The organism is Jiangella sp. DSM 45060 (genome assembly GCF_900105175.1).
In the GTDB taxonomy this organism is placed as follows: domain Bacteria; phylum Actinomycetota; class Actinomycetes; order Jiangellales; family Jiangellaceae; genus Jiangella.
Window position 1 is genome coordinate 7,233,390 of sequence record NZ_LT629771.1, and the last position, 19,945, is coordinate 7,253,334.

Annotated in this window: 17 protein-coding genes; 10 read left to right on the top strand and 7 right to left on the bottom strand. The window is 72.8% G+C overall.

The window, feature by feature from the left end; all coding sequences use genetic code 11:
- The first annotated feature begins 16 nt into the window (after window positions 1-16).
- Genes BLU82_RS32705 through BLU82_RS32725 form a run of 5 tightly spaced genes read left to right on the top strand, consistent with a single transcriptional unit; the run spans window position 17 to window position 6,295 of the window.
- Window positions 17-967 (top strand): ABC transporter permease, encoded by a 951-nt coding sequence (locus tag BLU82_RS32705; protein WP_092624966.1) that lies wholly within the window; start codon window positions 17-19, stop codon window positions 965-967.
- Window positions 964-1,827 (top strand): ABC transporter permease, encoded by an 864-nt coding sequence (locus tag BLU82_RS32710; RefSeq protein ID WP_092624967.1) that lies wholly within the window; start codon window positions 964-966, stop codon window positions 1,825-1,827. The genes BLU82_RS32705 and BLU82_RS32710 overlap by 4 nt, the downstream gene beginning before the upstream one ends.
- Entirely contained in the window at window positions 1,824-3,515 is a 1,692-nt protein-coding gene (locus BLU82_RS32715; protein ID WP_092624968.1) for an ABC transporter ATP-binding protein, read from the top strand. Before BLU82_RS32710 ends, BLU82_RS32715 begins: the two co-directional genes overlap by 4 nt.
- Window positions 3,512-5,377 carry a sulfatase gene (locus BLU82_RS32720; RefSeq protein WP_092624969.1) on the top strand — a complete coding sequence of 622 codons (1,866 nt, stop codon included), beginning with the start codon at window positions 3,512-3,514 and terminating at the stop codon, window positions 5,375-5,377. Before BLU82_RS32715 ends, BLU82_RS32720 begins: the two co-directional genes overlap by 4 nt.
- 39 nt (window positions 5,378-5,416) lie before the next feature.
- A complete protein-coding gene (locus BLU82_RS32725; protein WP_092626696.1) occupies window positions 5,417-6,295 on the top strand; it encodes a formylglycine-generating enzyme family protein in 879 nt (292 codons plus the stop codon).
- A 24-nt stretch (window positions 6,296-6,319) separates the two neighbouring features.
- Here BLU82_RS32725 and BLU82_RS32730 read toward each other — a convergent pair whose 3' ends face one another.
- Genes BLU82_RS32730 through BLU82_RS32745 form a run of 4 tightly spaced genes read right to left on the bottom strand, consistent with a single transcriptional unit; the run spans window position 6,320 to window position 10,671 of the window.
- Window positions 6,320-7,141 (bottom strand): carbohydrate ABC transporter permease, encoded by an 822-nt coding sequence (locus tag BLU82_RS32730; RefSeq protein ID WP_092624970.1) that lies wholly within the window; start codon window positions 7,139-7,141, stop codon window positions 6,320-6,322.
- The gene (locus tag BLU82_RS32735) at window positions 7,138-8,079 is read right to left on the bottom strand and encodes a carbohydrate ABC transporter permease (protein ID WP_092624971.1); all 942 of its coding nucleotides are present in this window, start codon (window positions 8,077-8,079) and stop codon (window positions 7,138-7,140) included. The genes BLU82_RS32730 and BLU82_RS32735 overlap by 4 nt, the downstream gene beginning before the upstream one ends.
- A complete protein-coding gene (locus tag BLU82_RS32740; RefSeq protein WP_092624972.1) occupies window positions 8,072-9,391 on the bottom strand; it encodes an ABC transporter substrate-binding protein in 1,320 nt (439 codons plus the stop codon). The genes BLU82_RS32735 and BLU82_RS32740 overlap by 8 nt, the downstream gene beginning before the upstream one ends.
- Window positions 9,392-9,435: 44 nt before the next feature.
- Complete coding sequence (locus BLU82_RS32745; protein ID WP_092624973.1) at window positions 9,436-10,671, bottom strand: ROK family transcriptional regulator; 1,236 nt, start codon at window positions 10,669-10,671, stop codon at window positions 9,436-9,438.
- Window positions 10,672-10,744: 73 nt separating this feature from the next.
- Between BLU82_RS32745 and BLU82_RS32750 the strand changes: the two genes are divergently transcribed.
- From BLU82_RS32750 to BLU82_RS32765, 4 genes are read left to right on the top strand one after another with little or no spacing between them, the layout of a single operon-like run.
- Window positions 10,745-12,898, top strand: a complete 2,154-nt coding sequence (locus BLU82_RS32750) for an alpha-N-acetylglucosaminidase TIM-barrel domain-containing protein (RefSeq protein ID WP_092624974.1) — start codon at window positions 10,745-10,747, stop codon at window positions 12,896-12,898.
- On the top strand, window positions 12,895-13,782 hold the full coding sequence (locus BLU82_RS32755; RefSeq protein ID WP_092624975.1) for an N-acetylmuramic acid 6-phosphate etherase: 888 nt from the start codon (window positions 12,895-12,897) through the stop codon (window positions 13,780-13,782). The genes BLU82_RS32750 and BLU82_RS32755 overlap by 4 nt, the downstream gene beginning before the upstream one ends.
- Window positions 13,779-14,726, top strand: a complete 948-nt coding sequence (locus BLU82_RS32760) for an N-acetylglucosamine kinase (RefSeq protein WP_092624976.1) — start codon at window positions 13,779-13,781, stop codon at window positions 14,724-14,726. The genes BLU82_RS32755 and BLU82_RS32760 overlap by 4 nt, the downstream gene beginning before the upstream one ends.
- Window positions 14,727-14,742: 16 nt before the next feature.
- Entirely contained in the window at window positions 14,743-15,315 is a 573-nt protein-coding gene (locus BLU82_RS32765; protein ID WP_092624977.1) for a hypothetical protein, read from the top strand.
- On the opposite strand, the gene BLU82_RS32770 is transcribed toward BLU82_RS32765, so the two are convergent.
- The 3 genes from BLU82_RS32770 to BLU82_RS32780 are packed head-to-tail and all read right to left on the bottom strand — an operon-like array spanning window position 15,304 to window position 17,710.
- Window positions 15,304-15,831 carry a GNAT family N-acetyltransferase gene (locus tag BLU82_RS32770; protein ID WP_092624978.1) on the bottom strand — a complete coding sequence of 176 codons (528 nt, stop codon included), beginning with the start codon at window positions 15,829-15,831 and terminating at the stop codon, window positions 15,304-15,306. The genes BLU82_RS32765 and BLU82_RS32770 overlap by 12 nt on opposite strands.
- A gap of 12 nt (window positions 15,832-15,843) precedes the next feature.
- On the bottom strand, window positions 15,844-16,779 hold the full coding sequence (locus tag BLU82_RS32775; RefSeq protein WP_092624979.1) for a phosphotransferase: 936 nt from the start codon (window positions 16,777-16,779) through the stop codon (window positions 15,844-15,846).
- Window positions 16,780-16,807: 28 nt separating this feature from the next.
- Window positions 16,808-17,710 (bottom strand): sigma-70 family RNA polymerase sigma factor, encoded by a 903-nt coding sequence (locus BLU82_RS32780; protein ID WP_092624980.1) that lies wholly within the window; start codon window positions 17,708-17,710, stop codon window positions 16,808-16,810.
- Between the two features lie 91 nt (window positions 17,711-17,801).
- Between BLU82_RS32780 and BLU82_RS32785 the strand changes: the two genes are divergently transcribed.
- Window positions 17,802-19,934, top strand: coding sequence for an MMPL family transporter (locus tag BLU82_RS32785; RefSeq protein WP_092624981.1), 2,133 nt, complete (start codon window positions 17,802-17,804; stop codon window positions 19,932-19,934).
- Window positions 19,935-19,945: the final 11 nt, after the last annotated feature.

Genomic DNA, 19,945 nt, shown 5'->3' on the forward strand with positions numbered 1-19,945 from the left:
GGCGCGTGCCACCACCATGATCCGCTACGTTCTCGGCCGGCTGCCGTCGATCGTGGTCGTGCTGCTCGTCAGCTCGATCATCGCCTTCGCGCTTCCCCGGCTCGCGCCGGGCGATGCCGCGGCGGCGATCGCCGGCCCGGATGCGACGCCCGAGGCGCTCGCCACCATTCGCGAGCGCCTCGGGCTCGATCAGCCGCTGCCCGTGCAGTACCTCGACTGGGTCGGCGGCCTCTTCCGCGGCGACCTCGGCACCTCGTACGTGCTCGGCCGCGACGTCGCCTCGCTGATCAACGACCGGCTGGCGAGCACCCTCGAACTCACGCTCCTGGCGGTCCTGCTCACGGTGCTCATCGCGCTGGTGCTCGGCACGGCGGAGGGGTCGGTGCGGTCCGGACGGGTGCGGACGATGCTCTCCGCGGTCAACACGCTGTTCGTCGCCATGCCGCCGTTCCTGACCGGGATCATCCTGATCCTGGTGGTCGGGATCACGTACCGGCTGTTGCCGATCAGCGGGGAGATCGGGGTCCTCCAGGACCCGGCGGAAGGCTTGAAGTACCTCATACTGCCGGCGTTCGCGCTCGCGATACCGCAGGGGGCAGCGATCGCGCGGCTCATCCACACGTCGATGCGCACCGCCCGGACGGAGGACTTCATCGACCTCGTCGTGGCGAAGGGCGCTTCACCCGTGCGGGTCACCCGGCACGTCCTGCGCAACAGCCTGGCCACCGGCGTCGTCGCGCTCGGGCTGCGCATCGGCGAACTGCTCGGCGGCGCGATCGTGATCGAGGCGATCTTCGCCAGGAACGGACTCGGCCAGCTCGCGGTGACGAGCGCGAGCACGCGCGATGCCCCGGTGCTGCAGGTGCTCATCGTCGGCGCGGTGCTCGTCGCCGCCGTCATCCAGATCCTCACCGAGCTGTCCATCGCTGCGCTCGACCCCCGAATCCGAATGGACGCCAGCGCATGACGATCCCCACACGCTCCTCGATCCGCCGTACCCGGCCCGGCCCCACCCTGCGCCGATATGCGAGCGGGCTGCGTTCGCCGCGCGGCATCGCGGCCAGCGCGATCATCGTGCTGATCGGCGCCGCTGCGGCGCTCGCACCGGTGCTGTTCCCGGCCGGGTACGACGTGCAGAGCGCCGACAGTCTCGCCGGCCCGTCCCTCGAGCACCCGTTCGGCACGGACGAGCTCGGTCGCGATCTTCTCGTGCGCTCCGTCTTCGGCGTCCGCGCCGACCTCACCCTGATCGTGGCCGCCGTGCCGGTGAGCGGAGTCGTCGGCATGATCCTCGGGATGCTCGGCAGCATCTCTCGCGTCCTCGGCATCGCCGCGCAGCACGTGCTCGACGTCATCGTCGGCTTCCCGAGCCTCATCCTCGGCATCTCGATCGTGCTGTTGTCCGGGCCGGGCTGGACCGCCCTGTTCGTGGCGATCGTGATCGCCGGCCTGCCGGGATTCGGACGCCTGGCACGCGCCGTGGAACTCAGTCAGCAGAGCCGCGAGTACGTGCTCGCGGCGCGCACCCTCGGCGTCGGACGCGCGCGGATCATCGTCCGGCACATCCTGCCGAGCACGCTCGATCCGGTCATCGTGCACGCCGCGGTGTTCGCGGTGACCGCGATCTTCATCGAGACCGGCCTCAGCATCGTCGGTCTCGGCCTGCAACCGCCGGAGCCGTCGCTCGGCACCCTCTTGAACGCCGGGATGCGCTATGTCTACGAGTCGCCGAGCTACGTGGTCGGGCCGATGCTCATCCTCCTGCTGCTCGCCCTCGCCTTCACCCTCCTGGCGGACGCCCTGAACGAGACGGTCACCACACGATGACGAGACCCCAGATCGCGAGCCTGCCGGTGACGACCGGCTCCGAGGCCATTCTGCGAGTCGACGGGCTCCGGGTCACCTTCCCCGGGGCCGCCGCGCCGGCTGTCGATGACATCTCGTTCGACGTCGTCGCCGGTCGCACGCTCGGAGTGGTCGGCGAGTCCGGGTCGGGCAAGTCGCTGACCGCCCGGGCCATGCTGCGGATGGTGCGCGCACCCGGACGGGTCGAGGCGCGGTCGATCGACTTCGGCCGGCGGGAGCTGTCCGCGATCGGCGAGCACGGGATCCGCCGTCTGCGCGGTGCGGACATCGCGATCGTGTTCCAGGATCCGCAAGCCTCGCTCGACCCGGTGGTGCGCATCGGTGATCAGATCGCCGAGGCGCTGGTCATCCACGGCGCGAGACGCCGGGACGCCGCGGCGCGCTCCCTGCGACTGCTCGAGGACGTCGGCATCCCCGACCCGGGAACGGCCGCACGGCAGTTCCCGCACGAGTTCTCCGGCGGGATGCGGCAGCGCGTCGTCATCGCGATCGCCATCGCCAACAACCCGCGGCTCCTGATCGCGGACGAGCCGACCACCGCGCTCGACGTGACGGTGCAGGCGCAGATCCTGCGGCTGCTGACGGACCTGCGCACGCGGTACGGCCTCACGATCATGCTCATCACGCACGACATGGGCGTGGTGGCGGAGTTCTGCGACGACGTGCTCGTGATGCGGAAGGGCGAGATCGTCGAGCGCGGCTCGGTCCGCGACGTGCTCACGGCGCCCCGCCACCCGTACACGGCGCAGTTGCTCGACGCGGTGCCGCGGCTGACCGATCCGCGCGACCGACCGGCGATCGAGCGGGCGAGCACGCCGATGCTGCGGGTGCGGGACCTCGAAACGGTTGTGCACCGGCGGCCAGCGAGCGCGCTCGGCCGGCGCCGCCGGGTGCCGATCCTCGGCGGCGTCAGCGTCGAGGTCCACCAGGGCGAGACGCTCGGGCTGGTCGGCGAGTCGGGCTCGGGCAAGTCGACGCTGTCGAAGGCGATCGTCGGGATCATGCCCACCGTGGCCGGTTCGATCGAGATCGACGGCCGGGACGTCACGCGGATGGGCCCCGCGGAGCGCCGCATCGTTGCCTCCGCCGTGCAGTACGTGTTCCAGGACCCGTACGCCTCGCTCAACCCGCGCCGAACCATCCGGCAGTCGCTGGCCGAGGCGCTCACGGCCGCCGGCGTCCACGGGCGGGAGACGGAGGTCCGGGCACGCGAACTGCTCGACCTGGTCGGTCTCGGCGCGGAACACCTGGATCGGTATCCCCATGCGTTCTCGGGCGGCCAGCGCCAGCGCATCGGCATCGCCCGTGCCCTCGCCGCGCGGCCCTCCGTCCTGATCTGCGACGAGCCCGTGTCGGCGCTCGACGTGTCGATCCAGGCGCAAGTGCTCGACCTGCTCGCTCGTCTGCAGCGCGAGCTCGGTCTCGGATACCTCTTCATCTCCCACGACCTTGCCGTGGTGCGGCGCGTCAGTGACCGCGTCGCGGTCATGCACCGCGGGGAGATCGTCGAGACCGGGGACGTCGACGACGTGTTCGAACGACCCCGGCACCCCTACACCCGCTCGCTGCTTGCTGCGACCCCCACGTCGCCGCTGCTCGCGTCGCGCGCCATCGAGGAGCCGTCCGGCGAGAACGGAGCCCCCGCATGAGGGCGATCATGGTCATGTTCGACAGCCTCAACCGGCGCTTCCTGCCGAGTTACGGCGCCGACTGGCACGAGCTGCCGAGCTTCAGCCGGCTGGAGCGGCACGCCGTCACGTTCGACACCGCCTACGGCGGGAGCATGCCCTGCATGCCGGCGCGCCGGGAGATGCACACCGGCCGGTACAACTTCCTGCACCGCTCGTGGGGGCCGCTCGAGCCGTTCGACGACTCGGCCGTGCAGATGCTCACCGACCGCGGTGTGCACACCCACCTGACCACCGACCACTACCACTACTGGCAAGACGGCGGGGCGACCTATCACAACCGGTTCAGCACGTTCGAGCTGCACCGCGGCCAGGAGGGCGACGCCTGGAAGGGCGAAGTGGCCGACCCGGAGATTCCGGAGACGGTGAGCTGGCGCAGCGGCGACCGGTGGCGGCAGGACTGGGTGAACCGCAAGCACATGCCGACTGAGCAGACGCATTCGCAGACACGGACGGTCGATGCCGGGCTCGAGTTCTTGCGCACGAACGCCGCGGAGGACCGCTGGTACCTCCAGATCGAGTGCTTCGATCCGCACGAGCCGTTCTTCAGCTACTCCGAGCACAAGCGCCGGTACCCGCACGAGTACGACGGCGCGCACTTCGACTGGCCCGACTACCGCCGGGTCGCCGAAGACCCCGCCACCGTCGAGCACGCTCGAATGGAGTACGCGGCCCTGCTCAGCATGTGCGACGACAGCCTCGGCCGGGTGCTCGATCTGCTGGACGAGCAGGACATGTGGGGCGACACGCTGCTCATCGTGTGCACCGACCACGGGCTGCTGCTCGGCGAACGCGGCTGGTGGGGCAAGAACGTCCAGCCCTGGTACGACGAGAACATCCACCTGCCGTTGTTCGTCTGGGATCCGCGCTCCGGCGTCGCCGGCGAACGCCGCTCGGCTCTCGTGCAGACCATCGATCTCGGCCCGACGCTGCTCGACTTCTTCGGCGTCGAGCCGACCGCGCGGATGCAAGGGCGATCGCTGTTGCCGGTCATCGACGGGAATGGGGGTGTGCGTGACATCGGCATGTTCGGCATCTTCGGCGGGCACGCCTGCATCACTGACGGGCGCTACGTCTACATGCGGGCAAGTGTCGACCGCGACAACGCTCCACTGTTCGAGCACACCCTGATGCCGTCGCACTCGGACCACATGTTCCGGCCGGAGGAGCTGCAGGCCGCGGAACTGATCGGGCCGTTGCCGTTCACGCAGGGCGTGCCGGTCATCCGCGTGCCCGGCCGTCCGGTCAACAGCCCCTTCCGGTTCGGCACGCTGCTCTACGACCTCGACGAGGACCCCGGCCAGCAGCACCCCTTGCGCGACGACGAGCTCGAGCTCCGAATGGCGACCCTCCTGGTGGAGGCGATGCGCGCCAATGACGCGCCGCCGAGCCAGTACGTCCGACTCGGGCTGCCCGAACAGGGCGCGGTCACGCGCGAGCACCTGCTGATCGCCGCACAGTGGGAGCAGGTGCGGGCGTCGGCCGACCAACCCGTGCAGAGCGAGCAGTTCGCGACCACCAGCCCGGTGTCGGCCACCGTCGACATCCTGCTCGACCTGCCGGGCGCCGCGGACGTCATCGGCGATCGGCTCGGCGTCACCGTCTCACCCCTGTTCCAGCGGCGCTACGGGCGGCTCACGCCGCTCCAGCTGGCCTATCTGCTGCCCGGCGTGTCGGAGGCCGACCTCCGCGAGCTCGAGTCGGCCCTCGCGGCGATCGGCACAGCGGCCGCCCCGAACGGTGACCTGGCGGTCGTAGACGACGCCTCGGTGGACTGGACCGGCCAACCGCACCCTGGCCGTTCGTCTCGGGACCTGTCCTGAGACGGTCACAACTCGCGTGGTGGTGAGGTGGTTCAGGTGATCGTTCCCGAGTTCGTCTCGCTCGACGGCGGTGAGTTCACCATGGGTTCCGATCGGTTCTGCCCCGAGGAGCGACCGGTGCATCGGGCCCGCGTCGATCCGTTCCGGCTCGGGCGATACGCGGTCACGAACCGCGAGTTCGCGGCGTTCGTCGAGGCGACCGGGTATCTGACCGTGGCCGAGCGTCCGCTCGACCCCCGCGAGTTCCCGGATGCCGAGGACCTGGGCCCAGGCTCGCTCGTCTTCGAACCCACTCCAGGCCCGGTCGACCTGCGCAACTGGCGGGCGTGGTGGCGGTGGGTTCCTGGTGCGTCGTGGCGGCATCCGCACGGGCCGGAGAGCGGGATCGACGACAAGGGCGAGCATCCGGTCGTGCAGGTCGCTTACGAGGACGCGACGGCCTATGCGGCCTGGGCCGGTGCCCGCCTGCCGACCGAGGCGGAGTGGGAATACGCGGCGCGAGGTGGACTCGACGGCGCGACGTTCGCCTGGGGTGAGAATCCGAACGATGGGACCCTCGCGAACACCTGGCAGGGCCGGTTCCCCTATCGGAATGACGGCGCCCGCGGCTGGGTGTACACCGCCGCCGTGGGCAGCTTTCCGCCCAACGGTTACGGCCTCCACGAGATGACGGGCAACACCTGGGAGTGGACCTCGACGTCGTGGAGTGCGTCGCATCGTGACGACGATCATTGCGCGCCGGCGTCTCACCCAGCTCATGGCGGTGGCGGGGATGACCTGGTGATCACGAAGGGCGGTTCGCATCTCTGCTCACCGGAGTACTGCCTCCGCTATCGCCCCGCGGCTCGATCACCGCAGACCCCTGACTCGTCGACCACCCATCTCGGTTTCCGGCTGGCTCGGGATCGCGCGCGGTAGCCGGGCTGGGCTCACCCGCCGCGCCTACTTGACCGCCCCCTGGGTCAGGCCGCTGACGAAGTTGCGCTGGAAGGCGAGGTAGACGACGACGATGGGGAGGATGACGATCAGGCTGGCGGCGGACAGGAGCGGGATGTTGGTGGAGTACTGCCCGACGAAGTAGCCGAGGCCGGCCGGGGCGGTGCGCTTCTCGGGATCCTGCATGAGCACGAGGACCAGCAGGAACTGGTTCCACGACCACATGAAGACGAGCACCGTGAGCGTCGTGATGGCCGGCCACGAGATCGGCAGCAGCACGCGCAGCAGCACGATCAGGTCGCGCGCGCCGTCGATGCGGCTGGCCTCGACCAGCTCGACCGGGACCTGGGAGAAGTGCGCCGACATCCAGTACACGCCGAACGGCAGGAACAGGGCGACCTCGGCCATGATGATCGCGAGGTACGAGTTCGACAGGCCGACGTCGCGCAGGTTGAAGTAGAGCGAGACGACGACGAGCTCGACGGGGATGGTGAGGCCGAGCACGAACGCCCCGGTGACGGGGCGGCTGCCGGGCGCGCGCAGCACGGTCAACCCGTAGCCGGCGAGCGTGGCGAGGATGACGGTGGTGGGCACGACGCCGGCGGCGATGATGAGGCTGGACTTCACCAGGCTGCCGAAGTGCGCCTGGTTCCACGCCTCGGAGAAGTTCTCCCACGAGATGTGGTCGGGCAGGCTCAGTCCCGACACCGCCTGGTCCGGCGGGTGCACCGAGGCGAGGATGATGCCGGCGAACGGCACCAGCACGAGGGCGGCGAGGGCGAACAGGACGCCGTAGCGCAGCGTGATCCCGGCGGGTCCGACTCTCACGATCGCTCCTTGGTGAGCCAGCGGATGACGGTCACGAGGCCGATCACGATGACCGCGAGGACGACGGCGAGGGCGGCGGCGCCGCCGATGTCGCCCTGGGTGAAGGCGAGCCGGTAGACGAGCAGGCCGGGCACGGTGGTCTGGTTCGCGGGCCCGCCGTTCGTCGTCACGTAGACGAGGTCGAAGCTGGCGAGCGCGGCGATGGTGGTGATCACGGCCGCGATGGAGACCTCGCCGCGCAGGCCGGGCAGCGTGACGGCGAAGAACTGGCGGACGGCGCCGGCGCCGTCGAGGACGGCGGCCTCGTAGAGCGACGGGTCGATCTTCTGCACGCCGCTCAGGAAGAGCATCATGCACAGCCCGCTCATCACCCAGGTGCCGATCAGCCCGAGCGCGAACAGGGCCACGCCGTAGTCGCCGAGCCAGGCCCGGGTGATCCCGCCGAGCCCGACGGCGGTGAGCGCCTCGTTGACGACGCCGTCGTCGCTGTACAGCCAGCGCCAGGTGATGCCGACGGCCACCAGCGGCAGCACCTGCGGGAGGAAGAAGACGACGCGGAAGAACGCCATGCCCCGGCGGACGCGCCCGCTCAGCATCGCGGTGAGGAACAGCCCGAACGCCACGGGGATCATCGAGAAGAAGACCACCAGGACGAGGCTGTGCCCGACCGCGCCGTACAGAGCCGGGGTGTCGAAGATCTCCCGGTAGTTGTCCAGCCCGACCCAGCGCGGCGGCAGGATGCCGTTCCACTCGAAGAACGACAGCCGCGCCGTCGCGATGGTCGGCCAGATCGCGAAGGCCAGGTAGACCACGGCCGCGGGCAGGATGTAGAGCCACCCGGACCACCGGCGTCGCGGAGCGGGCCCGCCGCGCCTCCGCCCCGCGGCGGGCGAGGCGGCGGCGCTGCGCTGGGCGAGCAACGTGCGGGGTTCAGCCATGGTAGGAGGACCAGACACCTTGCAGGCCCTCCAGGAACTGCTCGGTCGTCGACTGCTGGCTGATGAGGCCCTGGATGCCGGAGACCAGCTGGTCGAGCATGGCCGGCGCCGCGAAGTCGGCGAACGGCACGATGCCGTCGACCGCCACCACCTCGGAGAACCCGGTCGCGATGTCGGCCTTCAGGCCGGTCGCCTCGACGGTCGCGTCGACGTTGACGGGCATGAAGCCGCTCTCGACCTGCACCGGCGCGGCGTCGGCGGAGCCGAGGTAGTCGAGGAACGCGGCCGCGACGTCCGGGTGTTCGGTCTTCGCCGAGATCGAGTACGCGACGCTCGCGCCGGAGGCGACCAGCGGCGCGTCCGCCGTCGGGCCCGGCATGAGGAAGAAGCCCACGTTGTCGCCCAACTCCGCCTCGATCGCGGCGGCGGCCCAGTTGCCCGTGACGTGGTAGGCGGCGTCCCCGGCGGTGAACTCGCCGATGGCGTCGGCGTACCCGACCGCGTTCGACGACTCGGGGATGTAGCCCTCGGCGATCCAGTCGACCAGGGTGTCGGTGGCCTCCTCGGCCGCCGGCGTCTGGATGGTGGCGCCGTCGACGCCGTACACCCAGTCCTTGTAGTCCTGGATGTCGCCGAGGCGGTTGAGCAGCGCGCCCCACAGGTGCAGGCCGCCGACCTCGAGGGACGGGACGGTCAGCGGGTCGACGCCGCTCGCGGCCACCGCGGCGAGGTCGTCCTCGAACTCGTCCAGGGTGGCCGGCGGGCCGTCGACTCCGGCGGCCGTGACGAGGTCCTTGTTGTAGTAGACGCCGAGCACGGACAGCGCGCCGGGCACCGCGTAGAGGCCGCCCTCGCCGTACTGCTTCGCCTCGTCGTCGGAGGTCAGCACCTCCAGGCTGGACGGCGGGAAGCTCTCGTCCCACCCGTAGGCCTCGCTCCACGCCGTCAGGTCGAGGATCAGCCCGGCCGGGACGAGCGACCGCATGGCGCCGGGGTTGTACTGCGCGATGTCGGGCGGCGTCTCCGACGACATCGAGAGCTGCACCGACTTCACGTAGTCGCTGAACGGCGTCTGCTGGGTCTCGATGGTGACGTTGGGGTGCAGCGCGGTGAAGCCGTCGACCAGCGCCTGCGTCGGCGGATCGTCGGTGTAGGCGAGCGTGAGCGTCACCGGATCGGAGGTGATCTCGGTGGAGACCTCGGTCGGGGCGGCGCCGGCGGGCGCGTCGGCCGAGTCGCTCCCGCACGACGTCAGGGCGAGTGCCGCCGCTCCGGCCGCGACCAGCGCAGCGGATCTCCGGGTGGTGAGCATGTGCTGCTCCTCTCGTTGCTGTGACGCAGGACAGTGGGGCGGGGCTACTCCGAGAGCGCGCTCGGTGCGAGTCGCTCCGCCTCGACGATGGCGAGGGCGTGGTGGAGCGCCCCTTGGACGACGGCGTCGCCGCCGAGGGTGGAGAGCTCGATGGACGGCTGGTTGAGGGTCTCGCCCTCCAGCTCGGACCGGAGCGTGACGAGCAGTTCCTCGCCGCAGCGGGCCATCGGGCCGCCGATGATCACCAGTTCGGGGTCGAGCAGCGCGCGGATCGCCGCGATGCCGCGGGCGAACCGCGCGGCCACGGTCCGCATGGCCTCGAGGGCGGGGGCCCGGCCGTCGCGCACGGCGGCGATGACGAGGTCCAGCCGCGTGTCGGCGGGCGCGGACGTGAGCGTCGCGAGCCACTCGTCGTCGCCGTGCCGGCCGGCCGCGTCCATCGCCAGCTGGGCCAGCGCCGCGCCGCCCACTGTCCGCTCGAACGGGCCGAGGACGTCGGCGCGGTCGGCCTCGCTCGGCCGCGACGTGGGGTCGAGGCGGAGGAAGCCGATGTCGCCGGAGTCGTTCGACGCGCCGCGGTACAGGGTGCCGTTGAGCATGAGGCCGGCGCCGACCCGTTCCCCCCATTCGACGAGGACCAGCGACGACGTCTCGTGCGGGGTGCCGCGCCACTGCTCGCCCTCGGTCGCCAGCTTGACGTCGTTGTCGACGTAGACCGGGCAGTCGAGCAGCTCCGCGACCGCCGACCGCAGCCCGTCGCCGTGCAGGTGCGCCATGCTCGAGCTCAGCACCACGGTGCCGGTGGCGACGTCGACGATGCCGGGGACGGCGATGCTGGCCGCCCAGACCCGCTCGCGCGGGAGCGACAGCTCGTCGAGCGCGGCGCCGATGCCGGCGCGGACCTGCTCGCGCACGGACGACGGCTCGGTGACCGGCAGGTCGCGCCGGTCCAGCAGCTCGCCGGCGAGGTCGGCCGTCGCGACGGTGACGACGTCGGGCGCGATGGCGATGCCGACGACGGCGGCCGCGTCGCCGCGGAACACGACCGACTGGGCGGGGCGCCCCGCGCGCGTCGCATGCGGCTCCGGGGCCCGGAACTCGGCCAGCCCGAGCTGCTCGAGACCGGCGATGGCGCGGGTGACCGCCTGGCGGGAGAGGCCGGTGCGCTTCGCGATGGTCGAGACGCCCAGCGGGCTCGCGTCGCGCAGGACGGTCAGCACGGCGGCGGCGTTGATACCCCGCATGATCTGCGTGTCGACCGCGACGGTGTGCGTCGTCACCGGTGCCTCCCTTTGTCAGTGCGCGTCACCGTACCATATAGTTGCGGGCCGTACGTAAATATTTGGAGGCGTGATGAACGGTGCCCACGAAGCCGCCGTCCGCGAGCTCGCCGAGCGGGCGGCGGGCGCCGGGTTCGCCGGTCGGCTGGCGATCCGCTGGGACCCGGGCCTCGGCCGCGGGTTCCGGCATCGCGTGCGCGACGGCCGCCTCGAACTGACGGCGAGCGACCCCGTCAGCGCGTGCGCCGGCCTGCACGATCACCTGCGCCAGCAGCACGGAACCGCCGTCCACTGGCCCACCCGGACGCCCCTGGACGTCGCGCCGGTCGCCGAGACGCCCGAGCGCACCGTCCGCGCCCGCGTCCGCGACCAGTACATGCTGAACTTCTGCACGTTCAGCTACTCCACCGCGCACTGGTCGTGGCCGGACTGGGAGCGCGAGATCGACTGGATGGCGCTGCACGGCGTCACCATGCCGCTGGCGCTGACCGGCCACGAGGCCGTGCTGGCCGACGTCTACCGCCGCTTCGGCTGCGATGACGAGACCATCCTGGGCTTCCTCGGCGAACCGCTCTACCTGCCGTTCCAGTACATGGGCTGCCGCGACGGCCACCGGGTCCAGCTCACCGCCGACGACCTCGAGCGGCGGGCTCGCCTCGGCCGGCGGATCATCGAGCGGATGCGCTCGCTGGGCATGACCCCGGTGCTGCCCGGCTTCACCGGGCACGTGCCCCAGAGCCTCGCGCCGGACGCGTCGCGGCCGCGCCGGTGGCAGGACAACACCACCTGGTTCCTCGACCCAGGCGACGCCCGGTTCGCCCGGCTGGCCGCCGAGGTGGTGCGCGTCCAGCAGGAGCGCTTCGGCGCCGTCACCCACATCGCGTCCGACCCGTTCATCGAGACCCCGCCGGCCGACGAGGACGACGACTTCCCCACGCGCGTGGCCGGGCAGCTGGTGCGCGGCTTCCGCGACGCCGAACCGGACGCCGTCTGGGTGCTGCAGGCCTGGCCGTTCGCGTACCAGGCGGACTACTGGACCCGCGAGCGGGTGCGGGCCTTCCTCGACGCCGTGCCGCACGACGCCCTGTACGTCCTCGACCTCTGGGCCGAGCACGCGCCGGTCTGGCCGCGGCAGGACGGCTTCGCCGGCCGGACCTGGCAGTGGTGCGGGCTGCTCAACTTCGGCGGGCGCAGCGACGCGGTCGCCGACCTCCCCCGGGCCCGCGACCAGTTCGAGGCGGCGCTCGCCTCGCCCCGTCCGCCCGCCGGTCTCGGCCTGACGATGGAGTCGATCCACCACAACGGCGTGTTCTTCGAGCTCCTCGCCGACCTCGCCTGGGGCGACCGGCCCGACCTCGACGCGTGGGGCCGCCGCTTCGCCGCCGATCGCTACGGCCGCCGCGACGACCGGCTGGAGGACGCGTGGTCCGGACTGCTCGCCACCATCTACGACGCACGCGGCCGGCCGATCTTCCCGGAGACCTTCCACGGGGTGCTCATGCGGCGCCCGACCCTCGCCTGGATCGACGACCCCGCCGCACTGCGCCGCGACGTCGAGTCGCAGCGCTGGTTCGACGCGGACCGGTTCGCGCGGTCGTGGCGGCTGCTGGTCGACGTGCTCGACGACGACCCCGCGCTCGCCGCCGGTCCGCTCGGTCTCGACCTCGTGGAGCTCGCGCAGGCCGCCTGTTCGCGGATCGCCGACGAGCTCGTCGTCCGCATCGCCGAGCAGCCCGACCCGGCCCGGCGGCGGTCGTTCGCCGAACGGTTGAGCGCGGAGCTCGACGGGTTCGACGAGCTGTTCGCGACCCGCGCGGAGTCCCGGCTGGACACCTGGGAGGACGCCGCCGCCCGCGCTGCCGCCGACGGCGTCGACCCGGCCGAGCTGGTCGGCTCCGCCCGGCGGCTCGTCACCAGTTGGAACGAGACGCCGCGGACCACGCTGGAGGACTACTCCGGACGGCTGTGGCGCGGCCTGGTGGGCGGCCACTACAACCGGCGGCTCGCGGCCTGGGCCGCGGCCGTCGAGCTCGCCGGGACCGACCGGCCCCGCGCCGAGGCGCGGCTCGATCGCGACCTGGACGACCTGCACCGCCGGTTCGTCGACGGCGGCGTCGACGCGCCCGCCGTCCCGCTCGACCGGCTCGCCGCCATCAGCCGGCGGGCTGTCAGCGCCTTCACCGACATCATCGCCCCGCCCCCGGCCGAGAGGACCCCGCACCCATGACCACCCGACCGACCGAGGCGCGCAACCCGGCGACGCTGGACCTCGACACGCTGCCGACGCGAGAGGCGCTCGCGCGCATCGTGGACGAGGACGCCGCCGCCGTCGAGGCGGTGCGCGCGGCGCTGCCGGCGATCGCCGCGGCGGTGGAGCTCGCCGACGCCCGGCTCGCCGCGGGCGGGCGGCTGCACTACGTCGGCGCCGGAGCGTCGGGCCGGTTGGCCGTCCTCGACGCGACCGAGCTCACCCCGACCTTCGGCGTGGACCGCTCACTCGTCACCGCTCACTTCCCGGGCGGCGCGGCGGCGCTCGTCGACTCCGCTCTGGACTTCGAGGACTCCGGTGACCTCGGCGCCGCGGACGTCCGGGACGTGACCGGCGCCGACCTCGTGCTGGGCATCACGGCCTCCGGTGCGACGCGGTACGTCGCCGCGGCGCTGGGCGAGGCGCGCCGGCGGGGAGCGTCGACCGTCCTCATCAGCTGCTCCCCGGACCCGGTGATCGAGGCCGGCCACGTCATCGTGCTGGACACCGGCCCGGAGGCGCTCACCGGATCGACCCGGCTGAAGGCCGGCACGGCGACCAAGGTGGCGCTGAACGCGTTCTCGACCGCTCTCATGGCCCGCCGCGGCCGGGTGTACTCGAACCTGATGATCGGCATGTCCGTCACCAACGAGAAGCTCCGCGAGCGTGCCGTCGCGGTCGTCCGTGCGGCGACCGGCCGCGACGAGGCGGCCGCGCGGGCGGCATTGAGCGACGCCGGGGGAGACATCGAGGTCGCCCTCGTCGCGCTGCTCTCCGGCGCCGGCGCCGAGGACGCGCGCACGGTGCTGGCCGAGGCCGGTTCGGTGCGGGCCGCCGTCGCGCGGTTCGAGGGTCGCGCGTGAGCGCTCGGGCCGGCGTCGACGTCGGAGGCAGCGGCGTCCGGGCAGTGGTGGAGTTCGCCACGGGACGACGCCGGGTGCGGCTGACCCGCCCGACCCATCGCCGCGCCACCATCGACGGCGCGAGCGTCGTCGAGGCGGCCGTCGAGGCCGTGACACAGGCGGCCGACGCGGAACACCCGCCGCGGCTCGACGCCGTCTGCGTCGGGACGACCGGCCTGCCGGGGCTGATCGAGGACCCCGCCGCGATCGCCGCGGCGTTGCGGGACCGGCTCGGCGCCCGCCGGGTGATGGTGGCCGGTGACGCGCTCACGACGCACCTGGGCGCCCTCGGCGGCCGTCCCGGCGTGGTCGTGGCGGCCGGGACCGGCGTCATCGCGCTCGGCACCGACCTCGGCCCGGTCTGGAACCGCACCGACGGCTGGGGCCACCTGCTCGGCGACGAGGGCGGCGGCGCCTGGATCGGCCGCCGGGGGCTCGCCGCCGCCCTTCGGCACCTCGACGGACGCGCCGGCGGGTCGGCGCCGCTCGCCGCGGCGGTGGCCACGCGGTACGGCGAGCCGGCGGGTCTGCTGGGCCGCGTGTACAACGGCGACTCGCCGTCGTTCGAGCTGGCGGCGTTCGCCCCGGCGGTGGCCGAGGCCGCCCACGGCGGAGACCCGGTCGCGAGCGGCATCTGGCGCGACGCCGGGGAGCGCCTCGCCGAGTCGGCCGTCGCGGCCGCCGCCGGGCTGGAGCCGCTCTTCTCGTGGGGCGGTGGCCTGTTCCGGACCGGCAACCTGCTCGAGGACCCGTTCCGCCACGCCGTCCTGACCCGCGTCCCCGCCGCGCGCATCGTCGCACCCGACGGCGACGGCGCCGACGGTGCGCTCCGGCTGCTCGACCACCCGCCGGTCACCCGGCACGCGGGCCCGTTCCTGCACGCCTCCGGCTTCGACGACGCCTGACGTAGCGTCGGTCGCGATGATCGACCAGAACTGGGTGGTGCTGAGCGCGGCGCTCGGCCTCATCGGCGGCCTCCGCTACGCCGTCGCGACGATGCGGGGGCGAGCCAGTCCCAACCGGGTCACCTGGGTGCTCTGGGCAGCGGCGCCGCTGATCGCCTTCTCCGCCCAGCTCGACGCGGGGGTCGGCCTGCCGGCGGTACTGACGCTCGCCGCGGGCGTCGGGCCGCTCATCGTCCTGACGGCGTCGTTCGCCGGCCGGCACGGCAGCGCCACGATCACGCCGTTCGACCTCGCCTGCGGCGCGGTCTCGGTGATCGCGCTGCTCGTCTGGATCGGGCTCGGCAGCGCGTCGTGGGCCGTGGTCGTGGCGGTGGCCGCCGACGCGGCGGCCGCCACCCCGACCGTCCGGAAGGCGTGGCGGGAGCCGCATACGGAGAACGCGCTCTTCTACGTGCTCGTCGGTCTCGGCGCCACCGTGACGCTGCTGACCATCACCGACCCGGCCCCGGCCTCCTGGCTGTTCGCCGCCTACATGCTGGCCCTCAGCCTCACCCTGACGGCCGTCATCGCCGGCCGCTCAGCCCCGTAGCTCGCCCTCGAGCACGCTCATCAGCACCATGTCGTGCCAGCGGCCGTGGCGGCGCAGGGTGTCGCGGGCGCGGCCCTCCTCGACGAACCCGAGCTTCTGGTAGACGCGGATGGCCGCCGCGTTCTCGTCGGCCACCCACAGCTGGATGCGGTGCAGGCGCATGGCGTCGAAGCCGTAGCGGCAGATGAGGCGGCCCGCCTCGGTGCCGTAGCCGCGGCCCCAGCAGTCCTTCTCGCCGATGTAGAGGTCGAGCTCGGCGCCGCCGGTCTCGGGTTCGGCGCCGGTGAGCGCCACCACCCCGGTCAGCCGGCCGCCGTCGAGGGTCTCGATGCCGAGGACGACGCGCTCGTAGGAGTTCTTCGGCCGTTCGCCGTACTCGCCGGCGAAGCGTTCCGCGCTGACCGGGTAGCCGTGCGCGAACCACTGCATGACCTCGGGGTCGTGGTTCCAGCGGTGGTGCGCCGCCGCGTCGGAGGGCTCCAGCGGGCGTAGCAGTACGAGGTCTCCGGTCAGCACCCGATCACCCCATCAGCTCGGCCGGTGGACCGGCAACGGGTTTTCCGCGTCGGCCAGTTCCTCGCGCAGGCCGTCGAGGGCGGTGTGGTCGTCGTCGGTGCCGGTGTGCGGAGCGGCGAACCAGCGCGCGTACTCGTCCAGCTCGACGAGCCGCCAGTCCAGCCGGAACAGCTCGATCATCTCCGGGCCGGCCGGCGCCTGGCCGGCGAGGTCGACGAGGTCGCGCTCGGCCGGTGCGAGGGCCAGCGACTCCCAGTCGGCCAGCCGCAGGCCGTCGCCGGTCACGACCTGGTTGGCGTGGTGCGGTTCGCCGTGCGTCGGCACCCAGTGGTCCCGGCGGGCCGCCGCCCAGCCGGCCAGCTCGAGGTAGCGCGCGGTACACGCCGCGATCGCGGCGTCGTTCGCGGCCAGCAGGCCGCGTGCCTCCTCGGCCAGCGGCCCGCTCGTCCACGGCGATCGCGTCCGCTCCCGTAGCCGCGCGGCGAAGCCGGGACCGGCCCGCGGCGCCCACACCGGCAGGCCGTCCGGCGGGTCGGCGCGATGCAAGGCCTCCAGCGCGGCCAGCACGACGGCCGCGTGTGCGGGTGCGGCGGCCTCGTCCTCCGACGGGCTGCGCCCGTCCAGCCAGGGCGTGACGCTGAGCGCGCCGGGTCCGGCCTCGGCGGTGAACCGGCCGGACCGGGTGGGCAGCGGCGCGCAGACGACGTCCAGACCGGACGCGGCCAGGGTGGCGGCGCCGCGGTAGGCGGCCTCCAGCGACGCCGCCGTGTGCCGCGGCGCCAGGTGGTCCAGCGTCACGAACAGCGCCCGGCCGGCCCCGGTGGCCCGCCAGTGGTGCGCGCCGAACCCCCACGGCAGGTGCTCCAGCGTCTCGACCTCCGGCAGCCAGTGCGCGCCGACGGCCCGGCCGATCGTCGCGTCGTCGATGAAGGAGGGCGGCGTCAGCACGCGGCCCAGCGTCTCACGCGGAGGTCGGTCAGTCCGTGAGCAGCTCGATGTCGAACGCGCTGACCCGGTCGGGGTCCATCACGATCCCGATCTCGACCACCCGGCCGCCGGCGACGGTGAACGGGAAGACGCCGCGGACCTCGCCGCAGGACCACCAGACCAGGCCGGGCTCGCCGTCGATCAGCGCCCGGCGGGTGTTCTTGGCCCGGTGCAGGAACACGTCCGCGACCGCCTGGCGGCCGAGCATCACGCCGGCCAGCGGCGCCGCACCGCGGGACCGGGCCGCGAGGGACAGGTCGACGGCGACGGCGTCGGCCCGCATCACGACCTCCGGGTCCAGGACCGCGAGCAGCGCCTCGAAGTCGCCCTGCCGCGACGCCGCCGTGAAGGCGTCGACGACGGTGCGCTGCCGCCTGACGTCGTCGGCGCCGGGCGAACGCGCCTCCACACCCTGCACCCGCCGCCGGGCCCGGCTCGCCAGCTGGCGTGTCGCCGCCGGTGAGCGGCCGACCAGCGGCGCGATCTCGTCGAACGGGACGGCGAACAGGTCGTGCAGGACGAACGCGAGCCGCTCGGCCGGCGCCAGCGTGTCCAGCACCACCAGCAGCGCCGGGCCGACAGTGTCGGCCAGCAGCGCCTCGCGCTCCGGGTCGGCGCCGTTGACGGCCGTGGCGGGCGCCGGCTCGGGCGGCAGCGGCTGCTCGCGCCGCGCCGTCCGGGACCGCAGCATGTCCAGGCAGACCCGGGCCACGACGGTCGTCAGCCAGCCGCCGAGGTTGTCGACGCCGCCGGTGCCGGCCCGGGCCACCCGTAGCCACGACTCCTGGACGGCGTCGTCGGCCTCGGTGGTCGAGCCGAGCATCCGGTAGGCCACGGCGCGCAGGTGACTGCGGTGGTCCTCGAACTGTCGTACCAGCCAATCGTCGCTCATCGGTCACATTCCTCCGTCGCAGTCCGTCAGTGCGCTGACGAATGAAAGGCGGCAGGTGTGACACCGCGGAACGGGAAGGAAGTGGGCAACGATGCGTCGATGGGCTGAGTTCGTCCTGGCACATCGCCGATGGGTCATGGTGTTCTGGCTACTGGTCGTGGTGGCGGGCGCGATGGCGTCCGGCCCGGCCAACGAACGGCTGACGACGGACTACTCGCTGCCCGGCGAGCCGGGCGCGGAGACCGCGGAACGGATCGACGAGCGGTTCGGCAACGGCGGCAACCAGGCGCCGTACCTGGTGTCGTTCACCCACCCCGACGGTGAGGCGGCGGAGCAGGGCGACGCGGCCGCGTTCGACGCTGTGGGGGAGGCGCTGCCGGACCTGCGGCTGCTGCACGCCGGCAACACCGGCGACGACGCGTTCGTGACCGACGACGGGAGCACGGCGTACGCGCTGCTGTTCTGGCGGTGGGACGAGACGGCGACGTCGCTGCCGACCGACCGCATCCGCGACGCGCTGGAGGAGGCGGCGCCGCCCGGCACGACCGTCGGCGTCACCGGCTACGACGCGCTCGCGGCCGGCTCGGAGGAGGAGGGCTGGGGCGTCCTGGCCGAGGTGGTGGCCGGCTCGGTCGGCGCGCTGGCGGTGCTGGCGTTCGTGTTCGCCTCGCTGCTGGCGTTCCTGCCGCTGGTCGTGGCGGCGGGGTCGATCATGGCGACGTTCGTGATGCTGCTCGGGCTGACCTACCTCGGCGACTTCTCCGCGCTGGTGACGTTCCTGATCGCGCTGATCGGGCTGGGCGTGGCGATCGACTACTCGCTGCTGCTGGTGACCCGCTGGCGCGAGGAGCGCCACCACGGCCGCGACAACCACGACGCCGTCGTCGTGGCGATGGGCACGGCCGGCCGGGCCGTGCTGGTCAGCGGCGGGACGGTGGCGATCGGGCTGATCTCGCTGCTGGTGCTGCCGGTGCCGTTCATGCGCAGCGTCGGCATCGGCGGTGCGCTGATCCCGCTGGCCAGCGTCGCGGCGACGCTCAGCCTGACGCCGGCGCTGCTGGGCGGCATCGGCCCGCGGGTGGACTGGCCGCGGATCCGCCGCGAGAACACGGCCAGCCGCGCCTGGACCGGCTGGGCGACCCGCGTCGTCCGGGCCCGCTGGGCGGCGGCCGCCGCCTCGCTCGCCGTCCTGCTCGCGCTGGTCGGGGCGTTCTCCGGGCTCAAGATCGGGCTCGCGTCGACGGAGGCGCTGGCCCAGAACGGCGCCGCGTACGAGAATCTGCACCGGCTCACCGACGGCGGCGTCCCACGCGGGACCCTCACGCCGATCGAGGTGCTGGTCGACTCCGACGACGCCGACGCGGTGGCCGGCGACCTGGCCGGGGTCGACGGCATCGACCGGGCACTGGTGTCCACGGACGCCGCGAGCAGCCGCGACGGCGAATCCGTCGTCGTGCTCATCCCCGACCACGAGACCGTCGACTCCACCAGCGTCGACGTCGTCGACCGGGTGGCCGAACGGGCCGGCGACCTCGACGGCGTGACCGGCGTGTCCGGCGTCGGCGCGATGCAGTCGGACTTCATGGACGCCGTCTACGGCAACTTCCCGCTGATGCTCACGCTGATCGCGTTGCTCACGTACGTGCTGCTGGTGCGGGCGTTCCGGTCGCTGCTGCTGCCGTTGAAGGCGGTGCTGCTCAACCTGCTCTCGCTCGGCGCGGCGTACGGGCTGGTGGTGCTGTTCTGGCAGTACGGCTGGGGATCGGACGCCGTGTTCGGCATACCGGAGACCGGCGCGATCACGTTCTGGGTGCCGCTGCTGATCTTCGCGTTCCTCTACGGGCTGTCGATGGACTACGAGGTGTTCATCCTGGCCCGGATCAGGGAGGAGTACGACGCCACCGGCAACACCGACCTGGCGATCGTCCAGGGCATCGGGCGGACCGGGCGGCTGGTCACCAGCGCGGCGCTGATCCTGTTCCTGGCGTTCGCGGCGCTGGCGGCGAGCCCGGCCACCGACCTCAAGGTCATGGCGACGGGGCTCGGCTTCGGCATCCTGCTGGACGCGACCGTCATCAGGTCGCTGCTGACGCCGGCGCTGGTGTCGCTGTTCGGAAAGTGGAACTGGTACCTGCCGGACTGGGCGGCCCGGCTGCTGCGCGTCCCGCCGTCGCCGGTCGCCGTGGCCGAGCCGGAACCCCGTCCGGTCGGCACCGGCTCCTGAACGCGTCCTGG

Excerpts from the sequence above, each read along its gene's own strand:
- BLU82_RS32765 (WP_092624977.1), top strand. The coding sequence starts at position 14,743 with ATGATCGACCAGAACTGGGTGGTGCTGAGCGCGGCGCTCGGCCTCATC.
- BLU82_RS32755 (WP_092624975.1), top strand. The coding sequence starts at position 12,895 with ATGACCACCCGACCGACCGAGGCGCGCAACCCGGCGACGCTGGACCTC.
- BLU82_RS32750 (WP_092624974.1), top strand. The coding sequence starts at position 10,745 with ATGAACGGTGCCCACGAAGCCGCCGTCCGCGAGCTCGCCGAGCGGGCG.
- BLU82_RS32785 (WP_092624981.1), top strand. The coding sequence starts at position 17,802 with ATGCGTCGATGGGCTGAGTTCGTCCTGGCACATCGCCGATGGGTCATG.
- BLU82_RS32710 (WP_092624967.1), top strand. The coding sequence starts at position 964 with ATGACGATCCCCACACGCTCCTCGATCCGCCGTACCCGGCCCGGCCCC.
- BLU82_RS32705 (WP_092624966.1), top strand. The coding sequence starts at position 17 with ATGATCCGCTACGTTCTCGGCCGGCTGCCGTCGATCGTGGTCGTGCTG.
- BLU82_RS32735 (WP_092624971.1), bottom strand. The coding sequence starts at position 8,079 with ATGGCTGAACCCCGCACGTTGCTCGCCCAGCGCAGCGCCGCCGCCTCG.
- BLU82_RS32740 (WP_092624972.1), bottom strand. The coding sequence starts at position 9,391 with ATGCTCACCACCCGGAGATCCGCTGCGCTGGTCGCGGCCGGAGCGGCG.
- BLU82_RS32720 (WP_092624969.1), top strand. The coding sequence starts at position 3,512 with ATGAGGGCGATCATGGTCATGTTCGACAGCCTCAACCGGCGCTTCCTG.
- BLU82_RS32715 (WP_092624968.1), top strand. The coding sequence starts at position 1,824 with ATGACGAGACCCCAGATCGCGAGCCTGCCGGTGACGACCGGCTCCGAG.
- BLU82_RS32780 (WP_092624980.1), bottom strand. The coding sequence starts at position 17,710 with ATGAGCGACGATTGGCTGGTACGACAGTTCGAGGACCACCGCAGTCAC.